23 protein-coding genes are annotated in these 25,274 nt (G+C 71.1%); 13 read left to right on the top strand and 10 right to left on the bottom strand.

Annotated elements, in window-relative coordinates:
* Positions 1-122: 122 nt before the first annotated feature.
* The 3 genes from QK440_RS02985 to QK440_RS02975 form a co-directional block, all read right to left on the bottom strand.
* Positions 123-800 carry a hypothetical protein gene (locus tag QK440_RS02985; RefSeq protein WP_282791333.1) on the bottom strand — a complete coding sequence of 226 codons (678 nt, stop codon included), beginning with the start codon at positions 798-800 and terminating at the stop codon, positions 123-125.
* Positions 801-835: 35 nt separating this feature from the next.
* Positions 836-1,186, bottom strand: a complete 351-nt coding sequence (locus tag QK440_RS02980; protein WP_282791332.1) for a PadR family transcriptional regulator — start codon at positions 1,184-1,186, stop codon at positions 836-838.
* A gap of 466 nt (positions 1,187-1,652) precedes the next feature.
* Positions 1,653-2,411, bottom strand: a complete 759-nt coding sequence (locus tag QK440_RS02975) for a rhomboid-like protein (RefSeq protein ID WP_282791331.1) — start codon at positions 2,409-2,411, stop codon at positions 1,653-1,655.
* Positions 2,412-3,079: 668 nt separating this feature from the next.
* On the opposite strand from QK440_RS02975, the gene QK440_RS02970 reads away from it, so the two are divergent.
* The 6 genes from QK440_RS02970 to erm all read left to right on the top strand — a co-directional run bounded on the left by QK440_RS02970 (position 3,080) and on the right by erm (position 11,463).
* Positions 3,080-3,808 carry a spermidine synthase gene (locus QK440_RS02970; RefSeq protein WP_282791330.1) on the top strand — a complete coding sequence of 243 codons (729 nt, stop codon included), beginning with the start codon at positions 3,080-3,082 and terminating at the stop codon, positions 3,806-3,808.
* A 66-nt stretch (positions 3,809-3,874) separates the two neighbouring features.
* Positions 3,875-4,615: a response regulator transcription factor gene (locus QK440_RS02965; protein WP_016641312.1), complete on the top strand. Its 741-nt coding sequence runs from the start codon at positions 3,875-3,877 to the stop codon at positions 4,613-4,615.
* A 167-nt stretch (positions 4,616-4,782) separates the two neighbouring features.
* Positions 4,783-5,853, top strand: a complete 1,071-nt coding sequence (locus QK440_RS02960; protein WP_282791407.1) for a HAMP domain-containing sensor histidine kinase — start codon at positions 4,783-4,785, stop codon at positions 5,851-5,853.
* A 276-nt stretch (positions 5,854-6,129) separates the two neighbouring features.
* Positions 6,130-9,885, top strand: coding sequence for a multifunctional oxoglutarate decarboxylase/oxoglutarate dehydrogenase thiamine pyrophosphate-binding subunit/dihydrolipoyllysine-residue succinyltransferase subunit (locus QK440_RS02955; protein ID WP_282791329.1), 3,756 nt, complete (start codon positions 6,130-6,132; stop codon positions 9,883-9,885).
* A gap of 116 nt (positions 9,886-10,001) precedes the next feature.
* Complete coding sequence (locus tag QK440_RS02950; protein ID WP_128381182.1) at positions 10,002-10,184, top strand: DUF6104 family protein; 183 nt, start codon at positions 10,002-10,004, stop codon at positions 10,182-10,184.
* Between the two features lie 421 nt (positions 10,185-10,605).
* Entirely contained in the window at positions 10,606-11,463 is an 858-nt protein-coding gene (gene erm, locus QK440_RS02945; protein WP_282791328.1) for a 23S ribosomal RNA methyltransferase Erm, read from the top strand.
* 126 nt (positions 11,464-11,589) lie between these two features.
* Here erm and QK440_RS02940 read toward each other — a convergent pair whose 3' ends face one another.
* A complete protein-coding gene (locus QK440_RS02940) occupies positions 11,590-12,486 on the bottom strand; it encodes a hypothetical protein (RefSeq protein ID WP_282791327.1) in 897 nt (298 codons plus the stop codon).
* A 350-nt stretch (positions 12,487-12,836) separates the two neighbouring features.
* On the opposite strand from QK440_RS02940, the gene QK440_RS02935 reads away from it, so the two are divergent.
* Positions 12,837-13,802 carry a hypothetical protein gene (locus tag QK440_RS02935; protein ID WP_282791326.1) on the top strand — a complete coding sequence of 322 codons (966 nt, stop codon included), beginning with the start codon at positions 12,837-12,839 and terminating at the stop codon, positions 13,800-13,802.
* Position 13,803: 1 nt separating this feature from the next.
* Positions 13,804-14,928, top strand: coding sequence for a PadR family transcriptional regulator (locus tag QK440_RS02930; RefSeq protein WP_282791325.1), 1,125 nt, complete (start codon positions 13,804-13,806; stop codon positions 14,926-14,928).
* A 484-nt stretch (positions 14,929-15,412) separates the two neighbouring features.
* Here the strand turns inward: QK440_RS02930 and QK440_RS02925 are convergent, their stop codons facing one another.
* The 4 genes from QK440_RS02925 to QK440_RS02910 all read right to left on the bottom strand — a co-directional run bounded on the left by QK440_RS02925 (position 15,413) and on the right by QK440_RS02910 (position 18,850).
* On the bottom strand, positions 15,413-15,967 hold the full coding sequence (locus QK440_RS02925) for a Clp protease N-terminal domain-containing protein (protein WP_282791324.1): 555 nt from the start codon (positions 15,965-15,967) through the stop codon (positions 15,413-15,415).
* Positions 15,967-16,176: a helix-turn-helix domain-containing protein gene (locus QK440_RS02920; RefSeq protein ID WP_282791323.1), complete on the bottom strand. Its 210-nt coding sequence runs from the start codon at positions 16,174-16,176 to the stop codon at positions 15,967-15,969. Before QK440_RS02920 ends, QK440_RS02925 begins: the two co-directional genes overlap by 1 nt.
* Before the next feature lie 92 nt (positions 16,177-16,268).
* Positions 16,269-17,231, bottom strand: coding sequence for a zinc-binding dehydrogenase (locus tag QK440_RS02915; protein WP_282791322.1), 963 nt, complete (start codon positions 17,229-17,231; stop codon positions 16,269-16,271).
* Between the two features lie 398 nt (positions 17,232-17,629).
* Entirely contained in the window at positions 17,630-18,850 is a 1,221-nt protein-coding gene (locus tag QK440_RS02910; protein ID WP_282791321.1) for an NADP-dependent malic enzyme, read from the bottom strand.
* Positions 18,851-19,708: 858 nt separating this feature from the next.
* On the opposite strand from QK440_RS02910, the gene QK440_RS02905 reads away from it, so the two are divergent.
* The 3 genes from QK440_RS02905 (at position 19,709) to QK440_RS02895 (ending at position 22,486) form a co-directional block, all read left to right on the top strand.
* Complete coding sequence (locus QK440_RS02905; RefSeq protein WP_282791320.1) at positions 19,709-20,674, top strand: ABC transporter substrate-binding protein; 966 nt, start codon at positions 19,709-19,711, stop codon at positions 20,672-20,674.
* A 106-nt stretch (positions 20,675-20,780) separates the two neighbouring features.
* The gene (locus QK440_RS02900) at positions 20,781-21,728 is read left to right on the top strand and encodes an amino acid ABC transporter permease (protein WP_282791319.1); all 948 of its coding nucleotides are present in this window, start codon (positions 20,781-20,783) and stop codon (positions 21,726-21,728) included.
* A complete protein-coding gene (locus QK440_RS02895; protein WP_282791318.1) occupies positions 21,725-22,486 on the top strand; it encodes an amino acid ABC transporter ATP-binding protein in 762 nt (253 codons plus the stop codon). The genes QK440_RS02900 and QK440_RS02895 overlap by 4 nt, the downstream gene beginning before the upstream one ends.
* A 131-nt stretch (positions 22,487-22,617) precedes the next feature.
* Here the strand turns inward: QK440_RS02895 and QK440_RS02890 are convergent, their stop codons facing one another.
* Positions 22,618-23,391, bottom strand: a complete 774-nt coding sequence (locus tag QK440_RS02890) for a class I SAM-dependent methyltransferase (protein ID WP_282791317.1) — start codon at positions 23,389-23,391, stop codon at positions 22,618-22,620.
* A gap of 117 nt (positions 23,392-23,508) precedes the next feature.
* On the opposite strand from QK440_RS02890, the gene QK440_RS02885 reads away from it, so the two are divergent.
* Positions 23,509-24,138: a CGNR zinc finger domain-containing protein gene (locus tag QK440_RS02885; RefSeq protein WP_282791316.1), complete on the top strand. Its 630-nt coding sequence runs from the start codon at positions 23,509-23,511 to the stop codon at positions 24,136-24,138.
* On the opposite strand, the gene sodX is transcribed toward QK440_RS02885, so the two are convergent.
* Positions 24,042-24,503, bottom strand: coding sequence for a nickel-type superoxide dismutase maturation protease (sodX, locus tag QK440_RS02880; RefSeq protein WP_282791315.1), 462 nt, complete (start codon positions 24,501-24,503; stop codon positions 24,042-24,044). The genes QK440_RS02885 and sodX overlap by 97 nt on opposite strands.
* A gap of 143 nt (positions 24,504-24,646) precedes the next feature.
* Here sodX and sodN point away from each other — a divergent pair, with 143 nt between their 5' ends.
* Positions 24,647-25,042, top strand: a complete 396-nt coding sequence (gene sodN, locus QK440_RS02875; RefSeq protein WP_282791314.1) for a superoxide dismutase, Ni — start codon at positions 24,647-24,649, stop codon at positions 25,040-25,042.
* Positions 25,043-25,274 lie beyond the last annotated feature (232 nt).

The following is a 25,274-nucleotide window of genomic DNA, read 5'->3' as shown; positions in this document are numbered from 1 at the left end:
GACTGGGCGCGGCTGCCGTGGGCCGAGAGCTGGCCGCATCCCGTGGGCCTGTTGCCGGCGGCCCGGGCAAGGCCAGGCCGTCGCCCCTGCTTCCGCGCCTTCACCGCGCCCCTCGCGGCGCCTCAGTCCTCGTCGGGCTCGTTGTTTCTCGCGCGGATGTCCATGACGGTGTACGGCAGGCCGGGGGCGAGGAACAGCAGCGTGCCCCACAGCGGCAGGTGGAAGAGCGGCTCGTCGCCTATGAGCAAGGCGGTGATCACTGCTGCGGGCAGCGCGACGAGGCCTGCGATTATCCAGCCTCTGAAGCCGAGGCTCCCGCGTCGCATCTCCCAGGCGACGATCGCGGCCGCCAAGGCCACGTAGAAGGTGATACGAGGAGCTTCGATCGCGAGGGACATGCTGCGGTCGAGGAGATGGGTCAGCAGGAGCAGGGAGCCGAGGACGAAGGGGATCAGCGCGGCCATGCGCAGGACGCGTCGAGGCAGAGGAGTGCGCGCCCGTGCCCACGCCGCGGCGAACGCCTTCGCGTCGGGCCCCACCACGTCCCGCGGGGTGCGCCCCGCAGCGGCGGCCTCGTCCAGGTGGGCGGTGAGTTCCTCGAGCATCTCGCGCATCGAGGCGTCGTCGATGCCCCGGTACTCCCAGTTGCTCTGGCAGACCGCGAGGACGCGCTCGCGGGTCAGCTCGGCGCCGGCACCCTTCTCCGGTGTCCCGCGGCCTGTCGCCCGGCCCTCCGATGCCTGGGCATCGCCGCCTGTCACCTCGACGGTCGTCGCTTCACCGGTCGTCTCGTACGCCATCGTGCGTCCCCCTTGTGCCGTGTCGTGCATCCCCGTCACGTCCCCAACGTGCTGGAGACCGCGCCCGTGAAGGCGCTCCAAGTGGTGCGGCCGCTGGACAGCTCGGCCGCACCCGCCTCGGTGAGGCGGTAGTACTTGCGCGGCGCTCCGCCCGCGGCGGACGGAGCGCGGTAGGAGTCGACCAGGCCTGCCCGCTCCATGCGTGCGAGCAGGGGGTAGATGCTGCCCTCGCTCACCAGGTCGAGGCCTCTCTCGGTGAGGGCCTCTACGAACTCGTATCCGTACCGAGGTCGTTCGGCGATGAGCGCGAGCAGGCACAGGTCGAGCACCCCGCGCAGTAGCTGGCTACGGCGCTGGTCGTGCGACGCGGACAGCTCTTTTGTCATGCGGTACAAGATAGTTGAGCACTGCCTTGCGGCGCAAGAGTCTCGCGAGGGCTAATCCGACAGCGACGGCGAAAACGTAACTTCCGGTTCCCGTTCCGCTTCCTGGTCGCTTCCTGATCACTTCCCGAGCGGTTCCTGATCGGTTCCTGGCCCGGATCCGCACCGCTGGCGGGTTCTTCTCTCAGGGCGGCGCCGACGCGGAGGCCTGTGTCGCGTCGGCCCGGTTCTCGGCTCACCTCGCGGACGGACAGCGAGGCTCAGTTCAAGCAGCGGCGACGCGGCGCAGGCGCCCACGCATCGGCATGACACCGGCACCGGCACCGGCACCGGCACCGGCACCGGCACCGGCACCCACCCTTACCTGCACCGAGCGCAAACGCCGCGCCGCACCCCTCTCTCCCGCCCGAGCCCGGCCCCGGGCAGCCCGCACCTCCGGGCCGAAAGGCCGCAGCCAGAGCCGAGCACCCTACCCCACTACGTCCCGGCGCCTCCGACCGCCCTGCAGCAGCGGCCAGGTCGTCACACCGACGGCCAAGGCCAGCAGATGGCCCCAGTTCGTCATGGGGTCCGCGAACGCGATGAGGTCCTCGACGAGCACCCAGCCGAAGCCCGCCAGAAGTCCCCAGCGCAGCCACGGCCCGAGCACACCGGCCAGCGCACCGACGCTCGCGGCGACGCCGAAGCTGATGCCGTAATCCAGCCGGTGCAGGGACGAACCGGGCAGGTGACCGGCGAGCACTGAGAGCCCCACCGGGATCTCGGTGGCCAGCGTCGCGACGACGTGCCCGAGGACGAAGACGCCCGCTGCCCGCAACGCCCCCACGCGCCGTTCGAGCGCGGTCAGCACGAGCAGGAACCCGACGGCGTACGGCGACGTGACACCGCCGGCGATCCACAGCGCGCTGGCGACCAGGACGAACACCGGCCGGTCCGCGAGATGGGCGACGTCCGTGCTGGACCCCTGCCGCATCGACGAGATCAGCTGCGGGTCGGCGTGCTCGGCGAACAGCGAGGTGAGCAGGAGGACGACGGCGTAGCCAAAGGTGAAGGGCGTACCGGACGGGGTCGGCAGCAGACGCCAGGGCCGCAGACGGCCCAGCCGCGCCCACGCCGTGGACGGAACGGCGGCGGAGGCAGGCGCCGACGCGGGGCCGGAAGCAGCCGGGGACGACGCCGAGGGAAGGGGCGATGACACCGTCGCGGAGCCGGAAGCGGAATCTGACATGAGGAGGAAACCGGGACCGGATCCGGAAGAGGAAGCAACGCCCCCGCTTTCCACCTCGGCAGACGTCAGCGCACCACTTCCCGCCGCGGCAGGCACCACCCCACGACCCACCAGACCCTGGGGCACCAGGCACCCCAAAGCGCCACCCCTGCCACCTCTGTCACCCCTGCCACCCCCGGCAGCCGCCCGATCACCCCCGGCCCCGAGCGGTCCAGGCACCCCGAACGCACGCCGCTGCCCCGGCACCCCGTCCAGCGACGGTCCCCCCGGTGACAGCCCGTCCGATGACGACCTGTCCAGCAAGACCCCGTCCAGCGCGCCCCCGCGATCACCTCTCGCGGGCTCCGCCACATCCGCCCCGGCACCCCCGCCGGAAATCGAGGAAACCGCGCCCCCGCCAGTAACAGTCCGGTTCACGCCGAGGCGCTCCCTTCGTCACGGAACTTCCGCGGAGCGCCCACGAGACTCCGCGGGACCCCTGCGCGACTGCATCACGAATCGATTACGTTCACGCTTCACGGATCGTTCCACGCTGTCCATGATCGACACCACATGAGACGTGATTCACAGGAACCCTCAGCAACCCCGCGGCATTCCTCAGCGTCCCCGCCGCCCCGACGCGCAACAATTCCCAGCAGCCGCCCCAGGGAGGCCTACAGGATGAGGGCATGCGCACTTCGTACCCATCCGATCCCCCTGTGGTGCTCGATCGGCGCGAGGGCCCGTACGGCGAAGTGGCCCTGCGTCGCCACGGGGACCTGTTGCAGATCATCGCCAACGGCATGTTCCTCATGGACACCTCGGACGGCCGTTCCGAGCGCCTCCTGGTCGACGCCGCCCTCCGGGCGCTCGACGGGCGCCCCCGGCCCAGCGTCCTGATCGGCGGTCTAGGGGTTGGCTTTTCGCTCGCCCACGCGGCCGCGGACCCCCGGTGGGGCCGCATCACCGTGGTGGAGCGGGAGCGGGCCGTCATCGACTGGCATCTGGACGGACCGCTCGGGGAGCTCTCTCGCGAGGCGCTCGCCGACCCACGCACGGAGATCCTGCACACCGACCTGGTCGCATATGTCAGAGGCGCATTCGCAAGCGTCAACGAAAACGGAACGTCGTCGACCGCGGCCACCGGGCTCAGGTACGACGCCCTGTGCCTCGACATCGACAACGGCCCCGACTGGACCGTCACGGAGGACAACGAGAGCCTCTACTCTCCCTCCGGCCTCGCCGCGTGCCGGGCCCGGCTCACCCCCGGCGGCGTGCTCGCCGTGTGGTCCGCGCAGCCGTCACCCACTTTCGACTCCGCTTTGCGGAATGCCGGATTCCAGCACGTACGTACGGAAGAGATCGCCGTTGCCCGGGGCGTACCGGACGTGGTCCACCTCGCGACAAGGGCTGCGTAGCCGAGGTGCCTCCGCGCCCCGTACTCTGCTGACCGGACACCAAGCGATCACGTCAGGGGCGGGGCGATGGAGCAGACACACACCTCCCACAACAGCGCCACGGCGGCGATGCCAGGAGCACAGCGCCGCGTACTGGTGGTCGAGGACGACCCGACGATCGTGGACGCCATCGCCGCCCGTCTGCGCGCCGAGGGTTTCGTCGTGCAAACGGCGGCGGACGGCCCGGCGGCGGTGGACACCGCCCAGGCCTGGCAGCCCGATCTGCTGATCCTCGACATCATGCTGCCGGGCTTCGACGGCCTGGAGGTCTGCCGCCGCGTGCAGGCCCAGCGCCCGGTACCGGTGCTGATGCTCACCGCGCGGGACGACGAGACGGACATGCTCGTCGGGCTCGGCGTCGGGGCGGACGACTACATGACCAAACCGTTCTCCATGCGCGAACTGGCCGCACGCGTGCACGTGCTGCTGCGCCGCGTGGAGCGGGCCGCGCTGGCCGCGACGACGCCGCGCAGCGGCATCCTGCGCCTCGGCGAGCTGGAGATCGACCACGCGCAGCGCAGGGTGCGGGTGCGCAGCGAGGACGTACACCTGACGCCCACGGAGTTCGACCTCCTGGTGTGCCTGGCCAACACCCCGCGCGCGGTGCTCTCGCGCGAGCAGCTCCTCGCCGAGGTGTGGGACTGGGCGGACGCCTCCGGCACGCGCACGGTGGACAGCCACATCAAGGCGCTGCGCCGCAAGATCGGCGCCGAGCGCATCCGCACCGTCCACGGGGTCGGCTACGCCCTGGAGACGCCCACCCCATGACCGCGGACCCCGGCGCCGCCGGCGGCCCGCCCCGGGGCTCCCTGAGCGGTTCGACGGCCCGGCGCACCGGGAGTGCCGTGACGGCGCACGGTGACCTGCGCGGCATGGTGGGCGGCGTCCCGGGCATGGGTCGGTGGTGGCGGAGCGACCGGGGCGGAGGTGGCGGGGTGAGCGGTCCCTTCGGCGGGCTCCGGCCGTTCTCCATCAAGACGAAGCTGGGCACCCTGGTCGTCGTCTCGGTGTTCATCACCACGGGACTGCTGATCGTGGCCATGAAGACCGAGACGGAGCTGCGCTTCATCACGGTGTTCTCGGTGATCGCGACGCTGCTGATCACGCAGTTCGTGGCGCACAGCCTCACCGCCCCGCTGGACGAGATGAACTCGGTGGCCCGTGCCGTCTCGCACGGCGACTACACACGCCGCGTGCGCGGCGCCGACCGGCGGGACGAGCTCGGCGACGTGGCCATGACGATCAACCGCATGGCTGACGACCTGGAGGCACAGGACCAGCAGCGCAAGGAGCTGGTCGCCAACGTCTCGCACGAGCTGCGCACCCCCATCGCGGCCCTGCGCGCGGTCCTGGAGAACGTCGTCGACGGGGTCTCGGCCGCCGACCCGGAGACCATGCGTACGGCCCTGAAGCAGACCGAGCGCCTGGGACGCCTGGTGGACACCCTGCTCGACCTCTCCCGGCTCGACAACGGCGTCGTCCCGCTCAAGGCGCGCCGCTTCGAGGTGTGGCCCTATCTGTCGGGCGTCCTGAAGGAGGCCAACATGGTCGCCTCCGCGCGCAAGGGGATGCCGTCGGGCTCCGGCAGCCACACCCGTACGGACGTGCATCTGCACCTGGACGTGTCGCCCCCGGAGCTGACGGCGCACGCCGACGCCGAGCGCCTGCACCAGGTCGTCGCCAACCTCATCGACAACGCGGTCAAGCACAGCCCGCCGCACGGCCGCGTCACGGTGCGTGCCCGGCGCGGCCCCTATCCCGAGTCGCTGGACCTGGAGGTGCTCGACGAGGGTCCTGGGATCCCCGAATCCGAGTGGCACCGCGTCTTCGAGCGGTTCAACCGCGGGGTGCACGCCGGCGCGCCCTCCGGGGGCGACGGCGGCACGGGGCTCGGGCTTGCGATCGCGCGCTGGGCCGTCGATCTGCACGGCGGGCACATAGGGGTGGCCGAATCGGCTCGGGGGTGCCGGATCCAGGTCAGCCTTCCGGGCCTGCCCGAGGACTGAAGTTGACGTAAGGTTCGAAGCGGAAGCGAATCATGGGCGCGCGGGGCGCGCGCCACTCGGGCCACCACCGCGTGTCGAGTACCCCAGGGGTCTCCACGCGGCACAGTGCCATAGGCAAACCTCGGTAGTTTCCCGCCATTTACCGCGCCGAAACCAGCGATCCAGTGTGACTTACGCGACGGATGACCAGCCCGGCCTGCACCTGGCGCGGGAGGAGGCGTAGCCTTTATTTCCGCTGTCCATCACCTTGTGAAGCGGAAGAGGGCGGTTGCCGCCGTGTCGCCACAGTCCCCCAGTAACTCGAGCACCACGACCGACCAAGAAGCGCAGGGCAAGAACCCTGCTGCCGCGTTCGGTCCCAATGAGTGGCTCGTCGACGAGATCTATCAGCAGTACCTCCAGGACCCGAATTCGGTCGACCGTGCCTGGTGGGACTTCTTCGCCGACTACAAGCCCGGGGCGGGCGCGACCGCCGCTCCGGCCAAGCCGGCGGGTGACGCGGCCGCGGGGGCCGCGCCCACCACGTCCCCCGCCCCGGCCGCGCCCGCCGCGAAGCCCGCACCCGCCAAGGCCGCGCCCGCGGCGAAGGCTCCGGCCCCCGCGGCCAAGCCGGCCGCCGCGAAACCGGCGCCCGCGAAGGCCGCGCCTGCCACCGAGGCCCCCGCCGGTCCCGAGTACGTGACCCTGCGCGGCCCCTCCGCCGCCGTGGCGAAGAACATGAACGCCTCCCTGGAGCTGCCCACGGCCACGTCCGTGCGCGCGGTCCCGGTGAAGCTGCTGTTCGACAACCGCATCGTCATCAACAACCACCTGAAGCGCGCCCGCGGCGGGAAGATCTCCTTCACCCACCTCATCGGGTACGCGATGGTGCAGGCCATCAAGGCCATGCCGTCGATGAACTACTCGTACGCCGAGAAGGACGGCAAGCCAACCCTCGTCAAGCCTGAGCACGTCAACTTCGGCCTCGCCATCGACCTGGTCAAGGCCAATGGCGACCGGCAACTGGTTGTAGCGGGCATCAAGAAGGCCGAGACGCTGAACTTCTTCGAGTTCTGGCAGGCCTACGAGGACATCGTCCGCCGCGCCCGCGACGGCAAGCTCACGATGGACGACTTCTCCGGGGTCACGGTCTCCCTGACCAACCCCGGCGGCCTCGGCACCGTCCACTCCGTGCCGCGCCTGATGCCCGGCCAGTCGGTCATCATGGGCGTCGGCTCCATGGACTACCCGGCGGAGTTCCAGGGCACCTCCCAGGACACCCTGAACAAGCTGGGCATCTCCAAGGTCATGACCCTGACCTCGACGTACGACCACCGGGTCATCCAGGGTGCCGCCTCCGGCGAGTTCCTGCGGATCGTCGCGAACCTCCTCCTCGGCGAGAACGGCTTCTACGACGAGATCTTCGAGGCGCTGCGCATCCCCTACGAGCCGGTCCGCTGGCTCAAGGACATCGACGCCTCGCACGACGACGACGTCACCAAGGCCGCCCGCGTCTTCGAACTGATCCACTCCTACCGCGTCCGCGGCCACGTCATGGCCGACACGGACCCGCTGGAGTACAAGCAGCGCAAGCACCCGGACCTGGACATCACCGAGCACGGCCTGACGCTCTGGGACCTGGAGCGCGAGTTCGCCGTCGGCGGCTTCGCCGGCAAGTCGATGATGAAGCTCCGCGACATCCTCGGCGTGCTGCGCGACTCGTACTGCCGCACCACGGGCATCGAGTTCATGCACATCCAGGACCCGAAGCAGCGCAAGTGGCTGCAGGACCGCATCGAGCGTCCGCACGCCAAGCCGGAGCGCGAGGAGCAGCTCCGCATCCTGCGCCGGCTGAACGCGGCGGAAGCCTTCGAGACCTTCCTGCAGACGAAGTACGTCGGCCAGAAGCGCTTCTCCCTGGAGGGCGGCGAGTCCGTCATCCCGCTGCTCGACGCGGTCATCGACTCCGCGGCCGAGTCGCGCCTGGACGAGGTCGTCATCGGCATGGCCCACCGCGGCCGCCTGAACGTCCTCGCGAACATCGTCGGCAAGTCGTACGCGCAGATCTTCCGCGAGTTCGAGGGCAACCTCGACCCGAAGTCGATGCACGGCTCCGGTGACGTGAAGTACCACCTGGGCGCCGAGGGCACCTTCACGGGCCTGGACGGCGAGCAGATCAAGGTCTCCCTGGTCGCCAACCCCTCGCACCTGGAGGCGGTCGACCCGGTCCTGGAGGGCGTCGCCCGCGCCAAGCAGGACATCATCAACAAGGGGGGCACGGACTTCACCGTCCTGCCGGTCGCCCTCCACGGGGACGCGGCCTTCGCGGGCCAGGGCGTGGTCGCCGAGACGCTCAACATGTCGCAGCTCCGCGGCTACCGCACCGGCGGCACGGTCCACATCGTGATCAACAACCAGGTCGGCTTCACGGCACCGCCGGAGTCCGCGCGCTCGTCGATGTACTCCACCGACGTGGCCCGCATGATCGAGGCGCCGATCTTCCACGTGAACGGCGACGACCCGGAGGCCGTGGTCCGCGTGGCCCGCCTGGCCTTCGAGTTCCGGCAGGCGTTCAACAAGGACGTGGTCATCGACCTGATCTGCTACCGCCGCCGCGGGCACAACGAGACCGACAACCCGTCGTTCACGAACCCGCAGATGTACAGCCTGATCGACAAGAAGCGCTCGGTCCGCAAGCTGTACACCGAGTCCCTGATCGGCCGTGGCGACATCACCCTGGAGGAGGCCGAGCAGGCCCTGCAGGACTTCCAGGGCCAGCTCGAGAAGGTCTTCACGGAGGTCCGCGAGGCCACCACGGCCCCCGCCCCCGCGCAGGTCCCGGCGCCGCAGACCGAGTTCCCCGTGGCCGTGGACACCGCGGTCTCCCAGGAGGTCGTCAAGCGGATCGCCGAGTCCCAGGTCAACATCCCCGACCGGATCACCGTCCACCCGCGTCTGCTGCCGCAGCTGCAGCGCCGCGCGGCCATGGTCGAGGACGGCACCATCGACTGGGGCATGGGCGAGACCCTCGCCATCGGCTCCCTGCTGATGGAGGGCACCCCGGTCCGCCTCTCCGGCCAGGACTCCCGCCGCGGCACCTTCGGCCAGCGGCACGCGGTGCTCGTGGACCAGACGACCGGCGAGGACTACACCCCGCTGCAGTACCTCTCCGAGGAGCAGGCCCGCTACAACGTCTACGACTCGCTCCTGTCCGAGTACGCGGCGATGGGCTTCGAGTACGGCTACTCGCTGTCCCGGCCCGAGTCCCTGGTCATGTGGGAGGCGCAGTTCGGCGACTTCGCCAACGGCGCGCAGACGGTCATCGACGAGTTCATCTCGTCGGCCGAGCAGAAGTGGAACCAGACCTCCGGCGTCACGCTGCTGCTGCCGCACGGCTACGAGGGCCAGGGTCCCGACCACTCCTCCGCGCGCGTGGAGCGCTTCCTCCAGCTCTGCGCCCAGAACAACATGACGGTCGCGATGCCGTCCCTCCCGTCGAACTACTTCCACCTCCTGCGGTGGCAGGTGCACAACCCGCACCACAAGCCGCTGGTGGTCTTCACCCCGAAGTCGATGCTGCGCCTGAAGGCCGCCGCCTCGAAGACGGAGGAGTTCACGACGGGCGGCTTCCGCCCCGTCATCGGCGACGCCACGGTGGACCCGGCCGCGGTCCGCAAGGTCGTCTTCTGCACCGGCAAGTTCTACTACGAGCTGGAGTCCGAGCGGCAGAAGCGGGACGCCACGGACACCGCGATCATCCGCATCGAGCGCCTGTACCCGCTGCCGGGTGCCGAGCTCCAGGCGGAACTCGCGAAGTACCCGAACGCCGAGAAGTACCTGTGGGCCCAGGAGGAGCCGGCGAACCAGGGTGCGTGGCCGTTCATCGCCCTGAACCTGATCGACCACCTGGACCTGGCGGTCGGCGCCGACATCCCGCACGGCGAGCGCCTGCGCCGCATCTCGCGGGCGCACGGCTCCGCCCCGGCGGTCGGCTCGGCCAAGCGCCACCAGGCCGAGCAGGAGCAGCTCGTGCGCGAGGTGTTCGAGGCCTAGGCCCCGGACGGTCGTACGGAGGTGGGCCCGGCCCCGAGTTCACGGACTCGGGGCCGGGCCCACCGGCGTTCCGTCCTACGATGAAACCGAACATCCCGTCCGTCAGGAGCATGACTTTGTACTTCACCGACCGTGGCATCGAGGAGCTGGAGAAGCGGCGCGGCGAGGAGGAGATCACCTTCGAGTGGCTGGCCGAGCAGCTCCGCACGTTCGTCGACCTCAACCCGGACTTCGAGGTCCCGGTGGAGCGCCTGGCGACGTGGCTGGCGCGGCTGGACGACGAGGACGACGACGAGTGACCACCCTGGGTGCCGCCTGAGTGATCCCCCTGGGGGCCTGAGCGGCCCCCTGGAGGCAGGGTTACGCCCTGGGGGCAGGGTTACGCCCTGAGGGCAGCGTGGCGCCCTGGGGGAAGGGCGCTCCCCTGGGGTGACGGTGGGCCCCTCCGGCAGAGCGAGCACTGACGCGCTGGGAAAACCAGTTGCTCACAGCCCCGCGAGGCGCCTAGCGTGCGCGACATGTGTGGAATCGCTGCCTGCGCAGCCACCGCGGTGACGAGGTACCGCCGCCCGTAGCGGCGGTCGGACTCTCCCACGCCCCGAGGGCACGCCTCGCGCCCCCGGTGGCCATCAGGAATGGAACGCTCCGCCGCTTCATCGCGTCAGCGCCGAGCGGCACCTCGTGCTGCCCGGCTCACCTCGAAGCCGCGGAGTTCCTCCTGTGCGCAAGCACCACGCCAGCAGCCCTGCACACCACACCGGCGCCCCCGCCCGTCCCACCGGGGCCCCCACGAACCGCCCCGCCTACCGCCACGGCCGTCATGAACTCGGCCAGAACTTCCTCACCGACCAGGTGACCATCGAAGCCGTCGTCGACCTGGTGGCCCGCACGCGAGGTCCGATCGTCGAGATCGGCCCGGGCGACGGAGCCCTCACCCTGCCCCTCCAGGAGCTCGGCAGGCCTCTGACGGGCATCGAGATCGACGGCCGCCGCGCCGCCCGCCTGGAGCGGCGTACGAACCGCTCGACCACGATCGTCACCGCCGACTTCCTGCGCTACGAGACGCCGTCGACGCCGCACGTCCTGGTCGGCAACCTGCCCTTCCACGAGACGACGCCGATGCTCCGCCGCATCCTGCGCGCACCGGCCTGGACGGACGCCGTCCTGCTGGTCCAGTGGGAGGTCGCACGCCGTCGCGCGGGCGTCGGCGGGGCGACGCTGATGACGGCCCAGTGGTGGCCCTGGTACGAGTTCGCCCTGGCCCGGCGCGTCCCGGCGGCGGCGTTCCGGCCGCGCCCGAACGTGGACGGCGGCCTCATGACCGCCACGCGGCGCGACCGCCCGCTCGTCGACCGCGCCGAGCGCAAGAGGTACCAGGACATGGTGCACCGCGTCTTCACGGGGCCGGGGCGGGGACTGGCGCAGATCGTCGCCGCCGCGTGCCCGGACCTGCCGCGCCGCACCGTCGCCCAGTGGCTCGGTCGCCACGGCCTCGGCCCGGCGCGCCTGCCGAAGGACCTGACGGCACGGCAGTGGGCGGAACTGTACGCCCTGGGTGCGGGGGTACGGCGCCGCTAGCGAAGGCACCACGGGCTCTGGTGCTGTGCCGCCGCTTTCGGTGCGAGCGTGGCGGCACCTGTGGTGGGTCGGGGCGACGCCGTCCCGGCCCGTCGCACGGAACGAGGCTCTCCGGGGTGCGTCCCGTCAGTCCCGTTGCCGCGCGCGGTCGTACGCCAGCCCCAGCGCGCCGTCGACCACGAGGACGAGGCCCGCCGCCGTCCAGCCGCCACGGCCCTGCCGCCGCAGGGACCAGGCCAGGAGTGGCAGTCCGGCGGCCACCTGGGCACCTGCCAGGGCCCGTGCGCGCGGGCCGCGCAGCCACGGGCCCAGTGGTCCGCTCTCCACGGCATCCAGCTCGGCGCGCACGGCGTCACGCCAGCCCGGCCACTCGACGCGCCGTACGCCGTCCAGCTCGCGGGCCGCTGCCCGCAGCCGGTCGGCCGGTTCGCCGGGGCCGAGACCGGGCGGCAGGGTGACGCCCGCGCGCGTGAGGACCGCGATGAGGCCGCGCAGCCGGGCGCGGGCGTCGGCCTGCGCGTCCGGGCGGGCGAGCGCGTCCAGGGCCTGCATGTCGAGCACCGGGTCGAGGCCGAGCCGCGCGGCGAGGGTCCGCATCGCCTCGTCCTCACCGGCGGGGGTGCCGTTCGCCAGCCACACGTAGCCGACCGTGCGGCGGAAACCGGCGGCGAGCGTGCAGCCGGAGCGGTCGGCGTCCCACCACAGCGCGAGGACCGGCCATGGCGAGCCCACGGCGAGCGCGGCGGCCCATCCGGCCACCACGCCGTCGACCGGCTCGCCGCCCTCCAGCCACGGCTTCCCCTCCGGAACCAACACGCTCCACTCCGGCCCCGCGGACACCAGCAGCATCCGCTCGCGCAGCAGCTGGGCGACGGTCTCGACGGAGTCCGGACGAGCCCGGCAGAGCAACAGCGCCCCGGCGGAGGCGGCGGCGCCGCCGGAGGCCGGCGCGGGAGTGGCAGCGGGGGCGGGGTACGAGGAAGCGGGGGCGGGGTCGGAGGCGGGGGTCGGCTCGGAGGACATGGCCCCACGCTAGGACAAAGGCGGATGTTCGGCGCTCGGGGCTGTGGCGGTCGCGGGCGGATGGGGCTGGCGGGGGCTGAGTGGAGCTGGCGTGGCCGGGCGGGGCTGGGTGGGCTGGGAATCCCGTCGACGCCTCCCGACCCTGGCCGGGGCTGGTGGCATCGCCGGTAGCCGCCGGAGGTCGTTGAAAGTCGCCGGAAGCCGCCGGGAGTCGCCGGTGGTCGCCAGGTCCGGACACGAGACAGGCCGGACACGAGATAGGTCTTGACTTTCCGTGAGCGCGATATATCGTGTTCAGCGAGGATGCGATATGGCGCGTCGTGTCCACCCACGCAAGGAGGGCAGTCGGCATGTCACAGTGGTCCGTCACCGAGCCGCGGAAGCTCACGTTCGACGCGCCCGTGCGGAGACTGCGCGTCCGCGTGGCGAACGGCATGGTGAACGTCGTCGGCACCGACGAAGACACGGCGCGGCTGGAGGTGTCCGAACTAGCGGGCCCCCCGCTCACCGTGACGCGGTTCGGGGACACGCTGTCCGTCGCGTACGAGGACCTTCCCTGGAAGGGCCTGCTCGACTGGCTGGCACCCACGGGACCCCGCCGTCACGCGGTGGTCTCCCTCGCCGTCCCGGCCGGCGCGCGGGTCGAGGTGGGCGTGATCGGCGCCGAGGCCATGGTCAGCGGGGTCGAGGACCTCGTGGAGGTGCGGAGCATCTCGGGCGCCGCGACGCTGGTCGGCCTGACCGGCCCGGTCCGGGCCGAGACGGTCTCCGGCGGCGTCGAGGCCCAGGGGCTCACCGGCGACCTCAGGTTCGAGTCGGTCTCCGGTGAATTGACGGTCGTCGAAGGCGCCGGGTCCTCCGTTCGGGCCGAATCGGTGACCGGCTCGATGATCGTGGATCTGGATCCCGTCGGTGGTCCGGCCGACGTCCGGCTCTCCAGCGTCTCGGGGGAGATAGCCATCCGGCTGCCGCGGCCGGGGCACGCGCAGGTCGAGGCGGACACCACCAGCGGCTCCCTGTCCAGCGACTTCGAGGAGCTGAGGGTCAGTGGACACTGGGGCACGAAGAAGATATCCGGCAGCCTCGGCTCGGGCCGGGGCCGTCTCAGGGCGACCACGATCTCGGGTTCCATCGCGCTCCTGCGCAGGCCACCCGTAGAGGAAGATCGGTATGGGAGCGGTGACCCCGCGCCGGACACCCCGGCGGAGGGCACCCCGCCCCCGGCCTCCTCGGCCGACGCCGCCCCCGAGACCCCGACCGGCACCCCGGAGGCGGACACCGCCACCGACGCCCCGACCGACAAGAAGGTGCTCTGAGATGCCCCCCGTGTTCGCCCACGGCCGCCTGCGCCTGTATCTGCTCAAGCTCCTGGACGAGGCCCCGCGCCACGGCTACGAGGTGATCCGCCTCCTGGAGGAGCGCTTCCAGGGGCTGTACGCGCCCTCGGCAGGCACCGTGTATCCGCGCCTGGCCAAGCTGGAGGCGGAGGGCCTGGTCACCCACACCACGGAAGGCGGCCGCAAGGTCTACGCCATCACGGACGCGGGCCGGGCCGAGCTGGCCGGCCGCAGCGGCGAGCTGGCCGACCTGGAGCTGGAGATCCGCGAGTCGGTCGCGGAGCTGGCCGCCGAGATCCGCGACGGCGTGCAGGGCGCGGCGGGTGAGCTGCGGCGCGAGATGCGCGCGGCGGCTCAGCAGGCACGGACCGCCGGCAGGTCCGGCGGCGGCCCCGGCAACCCCTTCGGCGGCGAACCCACCGACAGCGCGTGGACCGGCACGGAGAGCTGGCGTCAGGCGAAGGAGGAGTTCCGGCGGGCCCGGCAGGAGTGGAAGGAGCAGGCGCGGCGCGCGAAGGACGAGAGCCGCCGCGCCCGTGAGGAGGCCCAGCGGGCCCGCCGCCAGGCGCGGGACGCGGAGGAGCGGGCGCGCGAGGAGTGGCAGCGCATGGCCAAGCGGGTGCAGGAGCGGGTGCAGGTCCACTTCGCGCACGGCGACTGGCCGACAGGGGTGCGGGAAGGCCTCGCCGAACTGGCCAAGGAGGTGGGCGACTTCGGGAAGGAGTTCGGCCGGGGCTTCGGCATGGACTTCGGCCTCGGGGACACCGACACCAAGCACCACCAGGCCGACAAGGCCAACAGAGCCGACGAGCACGACAAGGCCGATCAGCGGGACCGGGACGGCGAGGCGCCCGAGCCCGGCCCCGTGTACACACCACCGCGGGACGAGGTGCCGGTCGAGTACCTGCCGGACTGGGCCCACGACGAAGCGGCCGGCGGCGACCCGGTGCGCGACCTGGAGCGGCTCCTGGACCGCTTCCGGGACGACATCCGGGACGCGGCGCGGGACCACGGGGTCTCCCCGGAGCAACTCCGCGAAGCCCGCCGCCGCCTGTCCGAGACAGCCGCGCACGTCACGGCGTCCCTGCGCACACCGAAGGCATAGCGAGGAGCGCCTGCCGCGCGCGCAGGCGCCATGGGACAGGGCGGCCCTTTCCGGCCCTGCCTGTCAGGGCAGGGCCGGGAGTTGCGATAGCCGGGATGGTGCATGAGAGGGCCTGGCGGCCCGGGAGGTGGGCCGCCAGGTGGAGAGGGGGTGGTTCCAGCGAGGGTTGATGGCGGTAAGCGCCGGGCGACGAGATTGCTCGCGGGCGGCGGGGCCCATGACTGGAGGCGGCAGGGTGGATGACTGCCAGGCCGCGGATGGGTGACCGCGGGGGGGCGGGTGCTTCGCGGGTGACGGACAGGACAGATGGTCCGCAGGAAGCAGGCCGACGGCCGGGAGGCGGCGGGACGGGTGGCCCGTAGACGGCAGGGCCGACGGCCGAGAGGCGGCGGGGCGCAGGGCAGGCAGCCCGTAGGCGGCGGGGCGGGCGCGGAACGGCCGAGGCTGCCGGGGGCTGCCGGGGGCTGCCGAGGGGCTGCCGAGGCTAGGGAAGCACCCGGTCCAGGGCCTCGCGTGTGACGCCCCGGTCGGCCAGGACCTCCGCCACCACGCCGGGGCGGGTTGTCAGGGCGAGCAGGAGGTGTTCGTCGCCGATGGTCCGGTCACCTCGCGCGGTGGCGATGCGCAGGGCCGACACAAGTGTGCCCTTGGCCTCCCGGGTGAAGGGGCGGTGCCCGGACCAGGAGCCGAAGCCCCAGCGCCCCCGGGTCGCGCCGGCACTGGCCAGGACGCCCGCGCCATGGGCCTGTTCGACACGGGCGACGACCTCCTCGACGTCGATGCCGAGCCCGGCGAGCGCCTCGGTGTCGGCCTGGCTGAGACCGCCCCGGCGGCGGGCCTCGGCGAGTTCGCGGGCGATCTCCTCACGGCGCCGGTCGGCCCCCAGCGCGGCCAGTGCGAAGGAGGCACGGCTGCCCTGCCGGTCGAGCAGGGAGAGCAGGAGGTGGCTCTCGTCGACGGCCTCGGCGTCCGTCCGTTCGGCGTGCGTGACCGCGCCGGTCACCACGGCCCGGGCGTTCTTGGTGAATTGCTCGAACATCACTGCCTCCCATACTTCTTGTGCACGGCCTGCCTGCTCACGCCGAGTTCGGCGGCGATCTCCTGCCACGACCAGCCCTGTCGGCGCGCGCTGCGCACCTGGACGGCTTCGAGTTGCTCCACGAGGCGCCGCAGCGCGCTGACAGCACGGAGTCCGACCCGTGGGTCGCGGTCTCCCGCACGCTCGGCGAGATCCGTTGCTTCGGTCATGCACGTCAACGTAGGTTGACACCCCCACTCGTGTCAACCGTGGTTGACGCGCGTGGGGGTGGAGGGAGGTTGCCGGGAGACGGTCCGGGCGATCAGACCGTCAGTACGATCTTGCCGAACTGCTCGCCTGCCTCCAGGCGTTCGAAGCCCTCCCGGGCGCGGTCCAGTGGCAGCAGTTCGTCGATGACGGGCCGCACGCCGGTGTTCGCGCAGAAGGCGAGGAGGTCTTCCAGTTCGTCCTTGGAGCCCATCGTGGAGCCGACGATGCGCAGTTCCAGGAAGAAGACCCGGGTCAGTTCGGCGTGCGAGGGGCGGTCGCCGCTGGTGGCACCGGAGATGACCAGGGTGCCGCCGGGCCGCAGGGACTTGATCGAGTGCGACCAGGTGGCGGCGCCGACCGTCTCGATGACGGCGTCGACCCGCTGCGGCAGCCGCGCGCCCGAGGGCAGCGCCTCGACCGCGCCCAGCTCCAGGGCCCACTTGCGCTTGGCCTCGTCGCGGCTGGTGGCGAAGACCTTCAGGCCCGCCGCCTTGCCGAGCACGATCGCGGCGGTCGCGACACCGCCGCCCGCGCCCTGGACGAGGACCGAGTCGCCGGGTCGTACGGCCGCGTTGGTGAACAGCATGCGGTAGGCGGTGAGCCAGGCCGTGGGCAGGCAGGCGGCCTCGGCGAAGGAGAGTTCCTTGGGCTTGGGCAGGACGTTCCAGGTGGGTACGGAGACCTGCTCGGCGAAGGTGCCCTGGTACTTCTCGGTGAGGATGGTGCGGCGCTCGTGCGGGCCGACGCCGTGGCCGGACTGGCCGATGACGGAGTGCAGGACGACCTCGTTGCCGTCCTCGTCGACGCCGGCGGCGTCACAGCCGAGGATCATCGGGAGCTTGTCCTCGTCGAGGCCGACCCCGCGCAGGGACCACAGGTCGTGGTGGTTGAGGGAGGCGGCCTTGACGCGGATGGTGGACCAGCCGGGGCGGGGCGTCGGGGCGGGGCGGTCGCCCAGTTCGAGGCCGTTGAGGGGGTGGGTGGGGTCGATGCGGGCGGCGTAGGCAGCGAACATGCCGCTGACCGTAGTCGCGGACCTGGGCCTTTGGAACGGCCCAGGCATGTGACCCCCGCCGCGTCACCCCGGCCCCGCCCATGCCGCACCCCACCCCTGCTCCCCTCCACCGCGCCCCGTCCCGCCGCCCCTCGAGCCTCACCGGGCCCCGCCCTTGCCCCCTCCGCGCTCCACCCCACCGGCCCCGAGGCCTCGCCGGGCCCGCCCCGAACTCAGCGTGCTCCACCCGACCGACCCCGAGGTCCAGCTAAGCCCGCCCAGCCTCAACCCGCCGTCCCTGAGGCCCCACCGGGCCCCGCGCCGTACCCCACAGCGACACGACACACCGAGGCCCCGCCCCCGGCTCGGGGCGAGGCCTCGGTGTCAGTGCGGCTCGCGTCAGGAGGGCGCGGACGGGGTCACGCCCGGGCGACTCCCTCGGCGCGGGCCGCGGCCGCGACCGCCGCGGTGACCGCCGGGGCCACCCGCTCGTCGAACGGGGACGGGATCACGTAGTCGGCGGAGAGCTCGTCGCCGACCACGTCGGCCAGTGCGTCGGCGGCCGCGATCTTCATGCCCTCGGTGATCCGGGAGGCCCGCACCTGGAGGGCGCCCGCGAAGATGCCGGGGAAGGCGAGGACGTTGTTGATCTGGTTCGGGTAGTCCGAGCGGCCCGTCGCGACCACGGAGGCGTACTTGTGGGCGACGTCGGGGTGCACCTCGGGGTTCGGGTTGGCCATGGCGAACACGAAGGAGTTCGGGGCCATCGAGGCGACGGCGGCCTCGGGGACGGTGCCGCCGGAGACGCCGATGAACACGTCTGCGCCGGCGAGCGCGCTCTCCAGCGAACCGCTGAGGCCCGCCTTGTTCGTGAGCTCGGCGAGCTCCCGCTTGACCGGCGTGAGGTCGTCGCGGTCCCGGCTGACGATGCCCTTGCGGTCCGCGACCGCGACGTCACCGAGCCCGGCCTCCAGGAGGAACTTCGCGATGGCGACGCCCGCGGCCCCGGCGCCGGAGATCACGGCGCGCAGGTCGCCGAGGGTCCGGTCGGTCAGCCGCGCCGCGTTGCGCAGCGCGGCGAGGGTGACGACCGCCGTACCGTGCTGGTCGTCGTGGAAGACGGGGATGTCGAGGCGCTCCTGGAGGCGCCGCTCGATCTCGAAGCAGCGCGGAGCGGAGATGTCCTCGAGGTTCACACCGCCGAAGGAGGGGGCGAGCCGCACCACGGTGTCGATGATCTCGTCCGTGTCGGTGGTGCCGAGGGCGATCGGCACGGCGTCGACGCCGCCGAACTGCTTGAAGAGGATGGCCTTGCCCTCCATGACCGGAAGGGAGGCTTCTGCCCCGATGTCTCCCAGGCCGAGCACGGCGGTGCCGTCGGTGACGACGGCGACGACGTTCGACTTCCAGGTGTAGTCGTGGACGAGTTCCGGGTTCTCGGCGATGGCGCTGCACACCTTCGCCACGCCGGGCGTGTACGCGAGGGACAGGTCGTCCTTGTCGCGCACCGGAACGGTCGCCTGGACGGCCATCTTGCCGCCGCGGTGCAGCGCGAAGGCGGGATCGAAGGGCTCCTCGGCGCCTTCGTGACCCGTCCGCGTACCGCTGTCGCTGCGAGGATTGACGATCTCCGCTGCCACTGTGTCTGACCCCTTAATCGATCAATGTTGAGGGTGGACCACTTCCTGGTGCAGAAGTGGGGCGGGCACCGTGTCCGTGCTGCCACCGCGGGCCGGTCGGCCCGGGCCCCGCCCGACCCCACCGCGGGCCGGTCGGCCCCCGGTGCCCCGCCTGCCGGCGAGGCTCTCCGCCTGCGGCGGAGCGGTACGGGAAGGTACGTACGAACACGCGGGCGCGCCGCACACGCGCCCTGAGCCCCGGATGAGGGGTGTAACCGTCTTTTCTACCGGATGCTTCCTGCCGCCGACGAGCCATATCTGTCACAGCTCGACGTGAACAGCCGGTTTCCAGCCCTGGTCAAGGCCCGTACGAGGGCGGGACGAGCCCGGGACGAGCCTCCCGTCAGGCCACGCCTCCCCAGCCGCTTCCGCTCCTTGTGCCCCGCCGCCCCCGACCTACCTCCGCCGTGGATAGAACGCTCGTTCCACACCAGGAACAGTTCCTCCCGCCACCCCGGCAGCCAGAGAGGGGTGGACGAACACGCGTACGCGAGGGAAGCTGAGCAGCAGGGACTCGAAATGCCCCATTTATCGAAGGTTAAGCGGAAAGGCCCACCCAAGGCCGTCCACATAGCGAGATTGGGCGGTTATCCGGCGGTTGCCACCTGTTCGCCCCGCTCCGCCAATGACCGAGACGTAGCGGCCTGTTGTGGTTCACGGATCGCCCGTTATCCGATTTTGACATCTCCGGCCCCCAGAATCGGACGGTCCGAATGGCAAGATGCACCATCACACGAGGTCGCGACACCCGAAGGTGTGTGCACGACCCCATGTCACGACATGACACATGGCTACTCCCCCATCCGCCGGAGGACCCCTATGACCGCAGGCACCACTCGTCGCACGACCGCCGCGAACTCCGCGAAGTCCCGGATTGTCGCTGTCGGCGCGATCGCGGTCGCCGGTTCGCTGCTCCTGACCGGCTGCGGCGACCAGCGGGACAACAAGAAGGACGACGGCGGCAAGAAGGTCATCGACGCCCCGCTCTCCGACCTGCTGCCCGCGAACGTCCGCAACAAGGGCGTCATCAAGGTCGGCTCGGACATCGCCTACCCGCCCGTCGAGTTCAAGGACAAGAACGGCGACACGGTCGGCATCGATCCCGACATCGCCGAGGCGATGGGCAAGCAGCTCGGAGTGGAGTTCCAGTTCGACAACGGCACCTTCGACACGCTCCTGGGTGGCCTGCGCTCCAAGCGCTACGACATCGCAATGTCGGCCATGACCGACACCAAGAACCGCCAGGAGGGCGTCGACGAGGAGACCGGCAAGAAGGTCGGCAAGGGCGTCGACTTCGTCGACTACTTCACCGCGGGCGTCTCGATCTACACCAAGAAGGGCGAGAACCAGGGCATCAAGACCTGGTCCGACCTGTGCGGCAAGAAGGTCGTGGTGCAGCGCGGCACCGTCTCGCACGACATGGCGAAGGCCGAGTCGAAGAAGTGCAAGGGCGGCAAGAAGATCGGCATCGAGTCCTTCGACAACGACCAGCAGGCCCAGACCCGGCTGCGCTCCGGCGGCGCGGACGCGGGCTCCTCGGACTTCCCCGTCGCGGCCTACGCCGTGAAGACCTCCGGCGGCGGCAAGGACTTCGAGCTGGTCGGCGAGCAGGTCGAGGCGGCCCCGTACGGCATCGCGGTCTCCAAGGACAACCCGAAGCTGCGTGACGCCATCAAGGCCGCGCTGGACGCGATCATCGCGAACGGCCAGTACGAGAAGATCATCAAGGAGTGGGGCGTCGAGGACGGCGCGGTCAAGAAGGCCGTGGTCAACGGCGGCAAGTGAGCCGATCCCCGCGAGATCCCCGCGAGATCCCCGGGAGATCCCTGCGCGATCCCCGCGAGACCCCCGTCGTACACCTCGTCACACTCGTCGCTGAAAGGCACCACCCGTGACAACGGACATCACCAAGTCGGGCTCACCCGGCCCGCAGGACGAGCCGCCACGCTCCGCGCCGGAGGCCATCAGAGCCATCCCCGTGCGCCACTACGGCCGCTATGTCGCCGCCGTGCTCGCCATCGGCGTCCTGGGCGCGATCATCTACGCCTTCTCCCAGGGTGACATCAACTGGAACGCCATCCCGGACAACTTCTTCGACGACCGCATCCTCAAGGGCGTCCGCGAGACGCTGATCCTCACGGTCCTGTCGATGCTCATCGGCGTCGTGGGCGGCGTGGTCCTGTCGGTGATGCGCCTGTCGAAGAACCCGGTGACCTCGTCGATCGCGTGGTTCTACATCTGGTTCTTCCGCGGTACGCCGGTCCTGGTCCAGCTCTTCGTCTGGTTCAACCTCGGCTTCGTCTTCGAGTACATCAACCTCGGGCCGGTCTACCAGGACGAGTGGGCCGACTTCATGACGCCGTTCCTGACGGCGCTGCTCGGCCTCGGCCTGAACGAGGCCGCGTACATGGCGGAGATCTGCCGCGCCGGCCTGCTCTCGGTCGACGAGGGCCAGACGGAGGCCGCGCAGGCCCTCGGCATGAGCCACAACAAGACGCTGCGCCGCATCGTCATCCCGCAGGCCATGCGCGTGATCGTGCCGCCGACGGGCAACGAGGTCATCAACATGCTGAAGACGACCTCCCTGGTGGCGGCCGTCCAGTACTACGAGCTCCTCAGGTACGCACAGGACATCGGCACCTCGTCGGGCGCCACGGTCGAGGCCCTGCTCCTCGCCGCCACCTGGTACCTGATCATGACCTCGATCCTCAGCGTCGGCCAGTTCTACCTGGAGCGGTACTACGCGCGCGGCTCCTCGCGCACCCTGCCGGACACCCCCTGGCAGAAGATCAAGGCCAACATGCTGTCCCTCGGCAACCGTTCGGGAGGTATCCGATGACCGCCATGGTGAAGGCCGAGGGCGTCCACAAGTCGTTCGGCCACGTCGAGGTCCTCAAGGGCATCGACCTGGAGGTCAAGGCCGGTGAGGTCTTCTGCCTCATCGGACCCTCCGGTTCCGGCAAGTCGACGTTCCTGCGCTGCATCAACCACCTGGAGCAGATCAACGCCGGACGCCTGTACGTCGACGGGGAACTCGTCGGCTACCGGCAGAAGGGCGACAAGCTGTACGAGCTCAAGGACAGCGAAGTCGCCATGAAGCGCCGGGACATCGGCATGGTCTTCCAGCGCTTCAACCTGTTCCCGCACATGACGGCCCTCGAGAACATCATCGAGGCGCCCGTGCAGGTCAAGGGACAGCCGAAGGCGGAGGCCCGGGAGCGCGCCGAGCAGCTCCTGGAGCGGGTCGGCCTCGCGGACAAGGCGAAGAACTACCCCTCGCAGCTCTCCGGCGGCCAGCAGCAGCGCGTGGCGATCGCCCGCGCGCTGGCGATGGACCCGAAGCTGATGCTGTTCGACGAGCCGACGTCCGCGCTGGACCCGGAGCTGGTCGGCGACGTCCTCGACGTCATGCGCGACCTCGCCGAGTCCGGCATGACGATGATCGTCGTGACGCACGAGATGGGCTTCGCGCGCGAGGTCGGCGACAGCCTCGTCTTCATGGACGGCGGCGTGGTGGTCGAGTCCGGGCACCCGCGGGACGTCCTGACCGACCCGCAGCACGAGCGGACGAAGTCGTTCCTGTCGAAGGTCCTCTGAGCCGAAGGGCCACCGGTCCACGTCCGGGACACGCTCCCGGGCACCCGCGTCCGGAGAACGCGCTCCACGGAGAGAGGGGCGGTACGGGTCACCGACCCGTACCGCCCCTCTCCGTAGCCGCGGGCAAGCCCCTACTTCACCGCAAGCACCATCGCGTCCGACGGCGACGCCCACACCGCGCGGGCCTCGGCGAAGCCCGCCTCGCGCAGGGTGCGGGCGTGCCACTCGGCGGGCGGGGTGTCGCCGTCCGCGTGCTCGCCGTAGATCTCGAAGCGCTTGGCCGTGGGCTCGGCGAGGACCGGGTCCGCGGCGGCGAGCGCCCACCAGTCCGCCCAGTCCAGGACGCCCGCGGCCTTCGCGGCGGCCTGGCGGGCGTGGCGCTGCTCACGGTCGGCGGCGTTGATGCGCGGCGTCGCGGGGTCGGGCATGTGGTCGGCGTTCAGGAAGACGCCGCCGTCCCGGACGAGCTTGCCGACCTGGTGGTAGAGCGCCGCCAGCGGCTCACTGAACAGCCAGTGCAGCGCGGTGGCCGTGAGCACGGCGTCGTACGAGTCGTGCGGGAGCTGGGAGGCCCACTCCGGGTCCTTCAGGTCGGCGGTCACGAAGGTGACCCGGTCGTCGCCGGCGAAGGTGCCCTCGGCGATGGCGAGCAGGGCGGGGTCCAGGTCGACGCCGACGCTGACGGCCTTGGGGAACCTCTTCAGCAGCCGGTCCGTGATGCTGCCCGTGCCGCAGGCGAGGTCGAGGACCCGCGGTTCCGGGCCGACCAGCGCCTCCACCATGTCCAGCATGACGCGGAACCGCTCCTCGCGGTCCGGCATGTACCACTCCTGCTGGCGGTCCCAGCTCTCCTGCCAGGCGCGCCAGTCGGTCCCGAAGCCCGTACCGCTAGCCGTTTCCGTCACCGGAAGCCCTCCGTCCCGTACTACCCTCGAATATCCTCGGCAGGTAACACCCGCGATCGAAAAGCGCCTGTTACCTCGCCCGCAGATGAAGATAGCCCGCCGCCGTAAGGACTACAAGTGGAACTGGCCTATTACTCGGACTACGCCGTGCGACTGGTCAACACCGAGGAACCGGCGCGCAACAAGGACACGCTCACGTCGGTCGACGCGGTCCGTGAGCTGTTCGGGGCCAACCAGCAGGCGGCCCGCCGGGCCACCGACTCGGACGTGACGCGCTTCCGCTCGGTGCGGGCGCGGCTGCGCTCGGTCTTCGAGGCGGCGGACGGCGGTGACGAGACCCTCGCCGTGGACCTGCTGAACTCGCTGCTCCTTGAGTTCCCGGTGAGCCCGCAGATCTCCGGCCACGACTACCGCGACGACGACGGGCGCCCGCTGTGGCACATGCACCTGGCCGACCACCCGTCGAACGTGACCGCGGGGTACGCGGCCATCGCCGCGATGGGGCTCGCCTTCCACCTGACGGAACACGGCGTGGACCGGCTCGGCCTGTGCGAGGCGGCACCGTGCCGCAACGCCTACCTGGACACGTCCACCAACCGCTCGCGGCGCTACTGCTCCGACCGCTGCGCGACCCGCGCCAACGTGGCGGCCTACCGCGCCCGCAAGCGTCTGGAGAGCGAGCGGTCCGCCAGCACCGGCCGCACGGCCGAGAAGCTCCAGGAGACCAGCGCCGCCGGGGACAGCTGACGCCGCCCGACCGCCTCGCGCTCCGCGCGGAAGCTGCTGAGCGGCCTGAAGCGCCCCCGCACCCGGGCGAGCACGAGCTCCTCCGGCACCACGCCGTAGACGTTGCTGTCGCCGCCCGTGTTGTACGGGTTGTCGCCGAGCACCCACCAGCCGCCGTCCCGCCGCTCGACGGCCCGCTTGACCACCAACAAGTCCTGCTGCAGCGGGTGCCGCAGGATCACCACGTCACCGGGCCGCACCCGCGCGCCGTGCTGCACGAGCATCCAGTCACCCGGATTCAGCGTGGGCACCATCGACGGCCCGTCGACCTCGATCAACTGGAACGGCACGCGTGTCTCCCGCCCGTCTGCCGCCATCTGAGGCATCAGACAACCTCCCGGTCCAATCCTCCACCAGTCCCAGTGTGACCCTGGACTTTTGACCTAAGCCCGTGGGGGCGCCCGCGAAAACAGGTCTCTCACGGAGTAATCTCGCCCCTGAGAAGACGATCACGAGGAAGGACAGCTCAATGCTCTCCCGCCTGTTTGCCCCCAAGGTCAAGGCCAGTGCCCACTGTGACCTGCCGTGCGGCGTGTACGACCCCGCCCAGGCCCGCATCGAGGCGGAGTCGGTCAAGGCCGTGCAGGAGAAGATGGCCGCCAACGACGACCCGCACTTCCAGTCCCGTGCCACGGTCATCAAGGAACAGCGCGCCGAACTCGCCAAGCACCACGTCTCGGTGCTCTGGAGCGACTACTTCAAGCCGCCGCACTTCGAGAAGTACCCCCAGCTCCACGTGCTGGTCAACGACACCCTGAAGGCCCTGTCGGCGGCCAAGGCGTCGACGGACCCGAAGACCGGCGAGAAGGCCCTGGAGCTGATCGCCGAGATCGACCGCATCTTCTGGGAGACCAAGAAGGCCTGACCCGCGGGCGGTTGACCGTGACGAGGGGGCCCGGCCGGGCGCACCGGCCGGGCCCTTCGTCGTACCCGGGCACGGGCAGACCGGAGCGCGCCGGAAATCAGTTGCCCTCCTCCCGCGCCCCCTGCTGCACTGATCACGTCGGCCCGTACCGCGCGCGCCCGCCGGACGAGTGACCGCCGAGCGCTCCACGAGCGACCGACGTGTGACCCGCTGGCCCGGAAACCCGCCGCCC

The sequence above is a fragment of the Streptomyces sp. CC224B genome (assembly GCF_030010595.1).
In the GTDB taxonomy this organism is placed as follows: domain Bacteria; phylum Actinomycetota; class Actinomycetes; order Streptomycetales; family Streptomycetaceae; genus Streptomyces; species Streptomyces longispororuber.
Note: the sequence above shows the minus strand (reverse complement) of the source record. Positions and strands in the feature narration are given on the sequence as shown.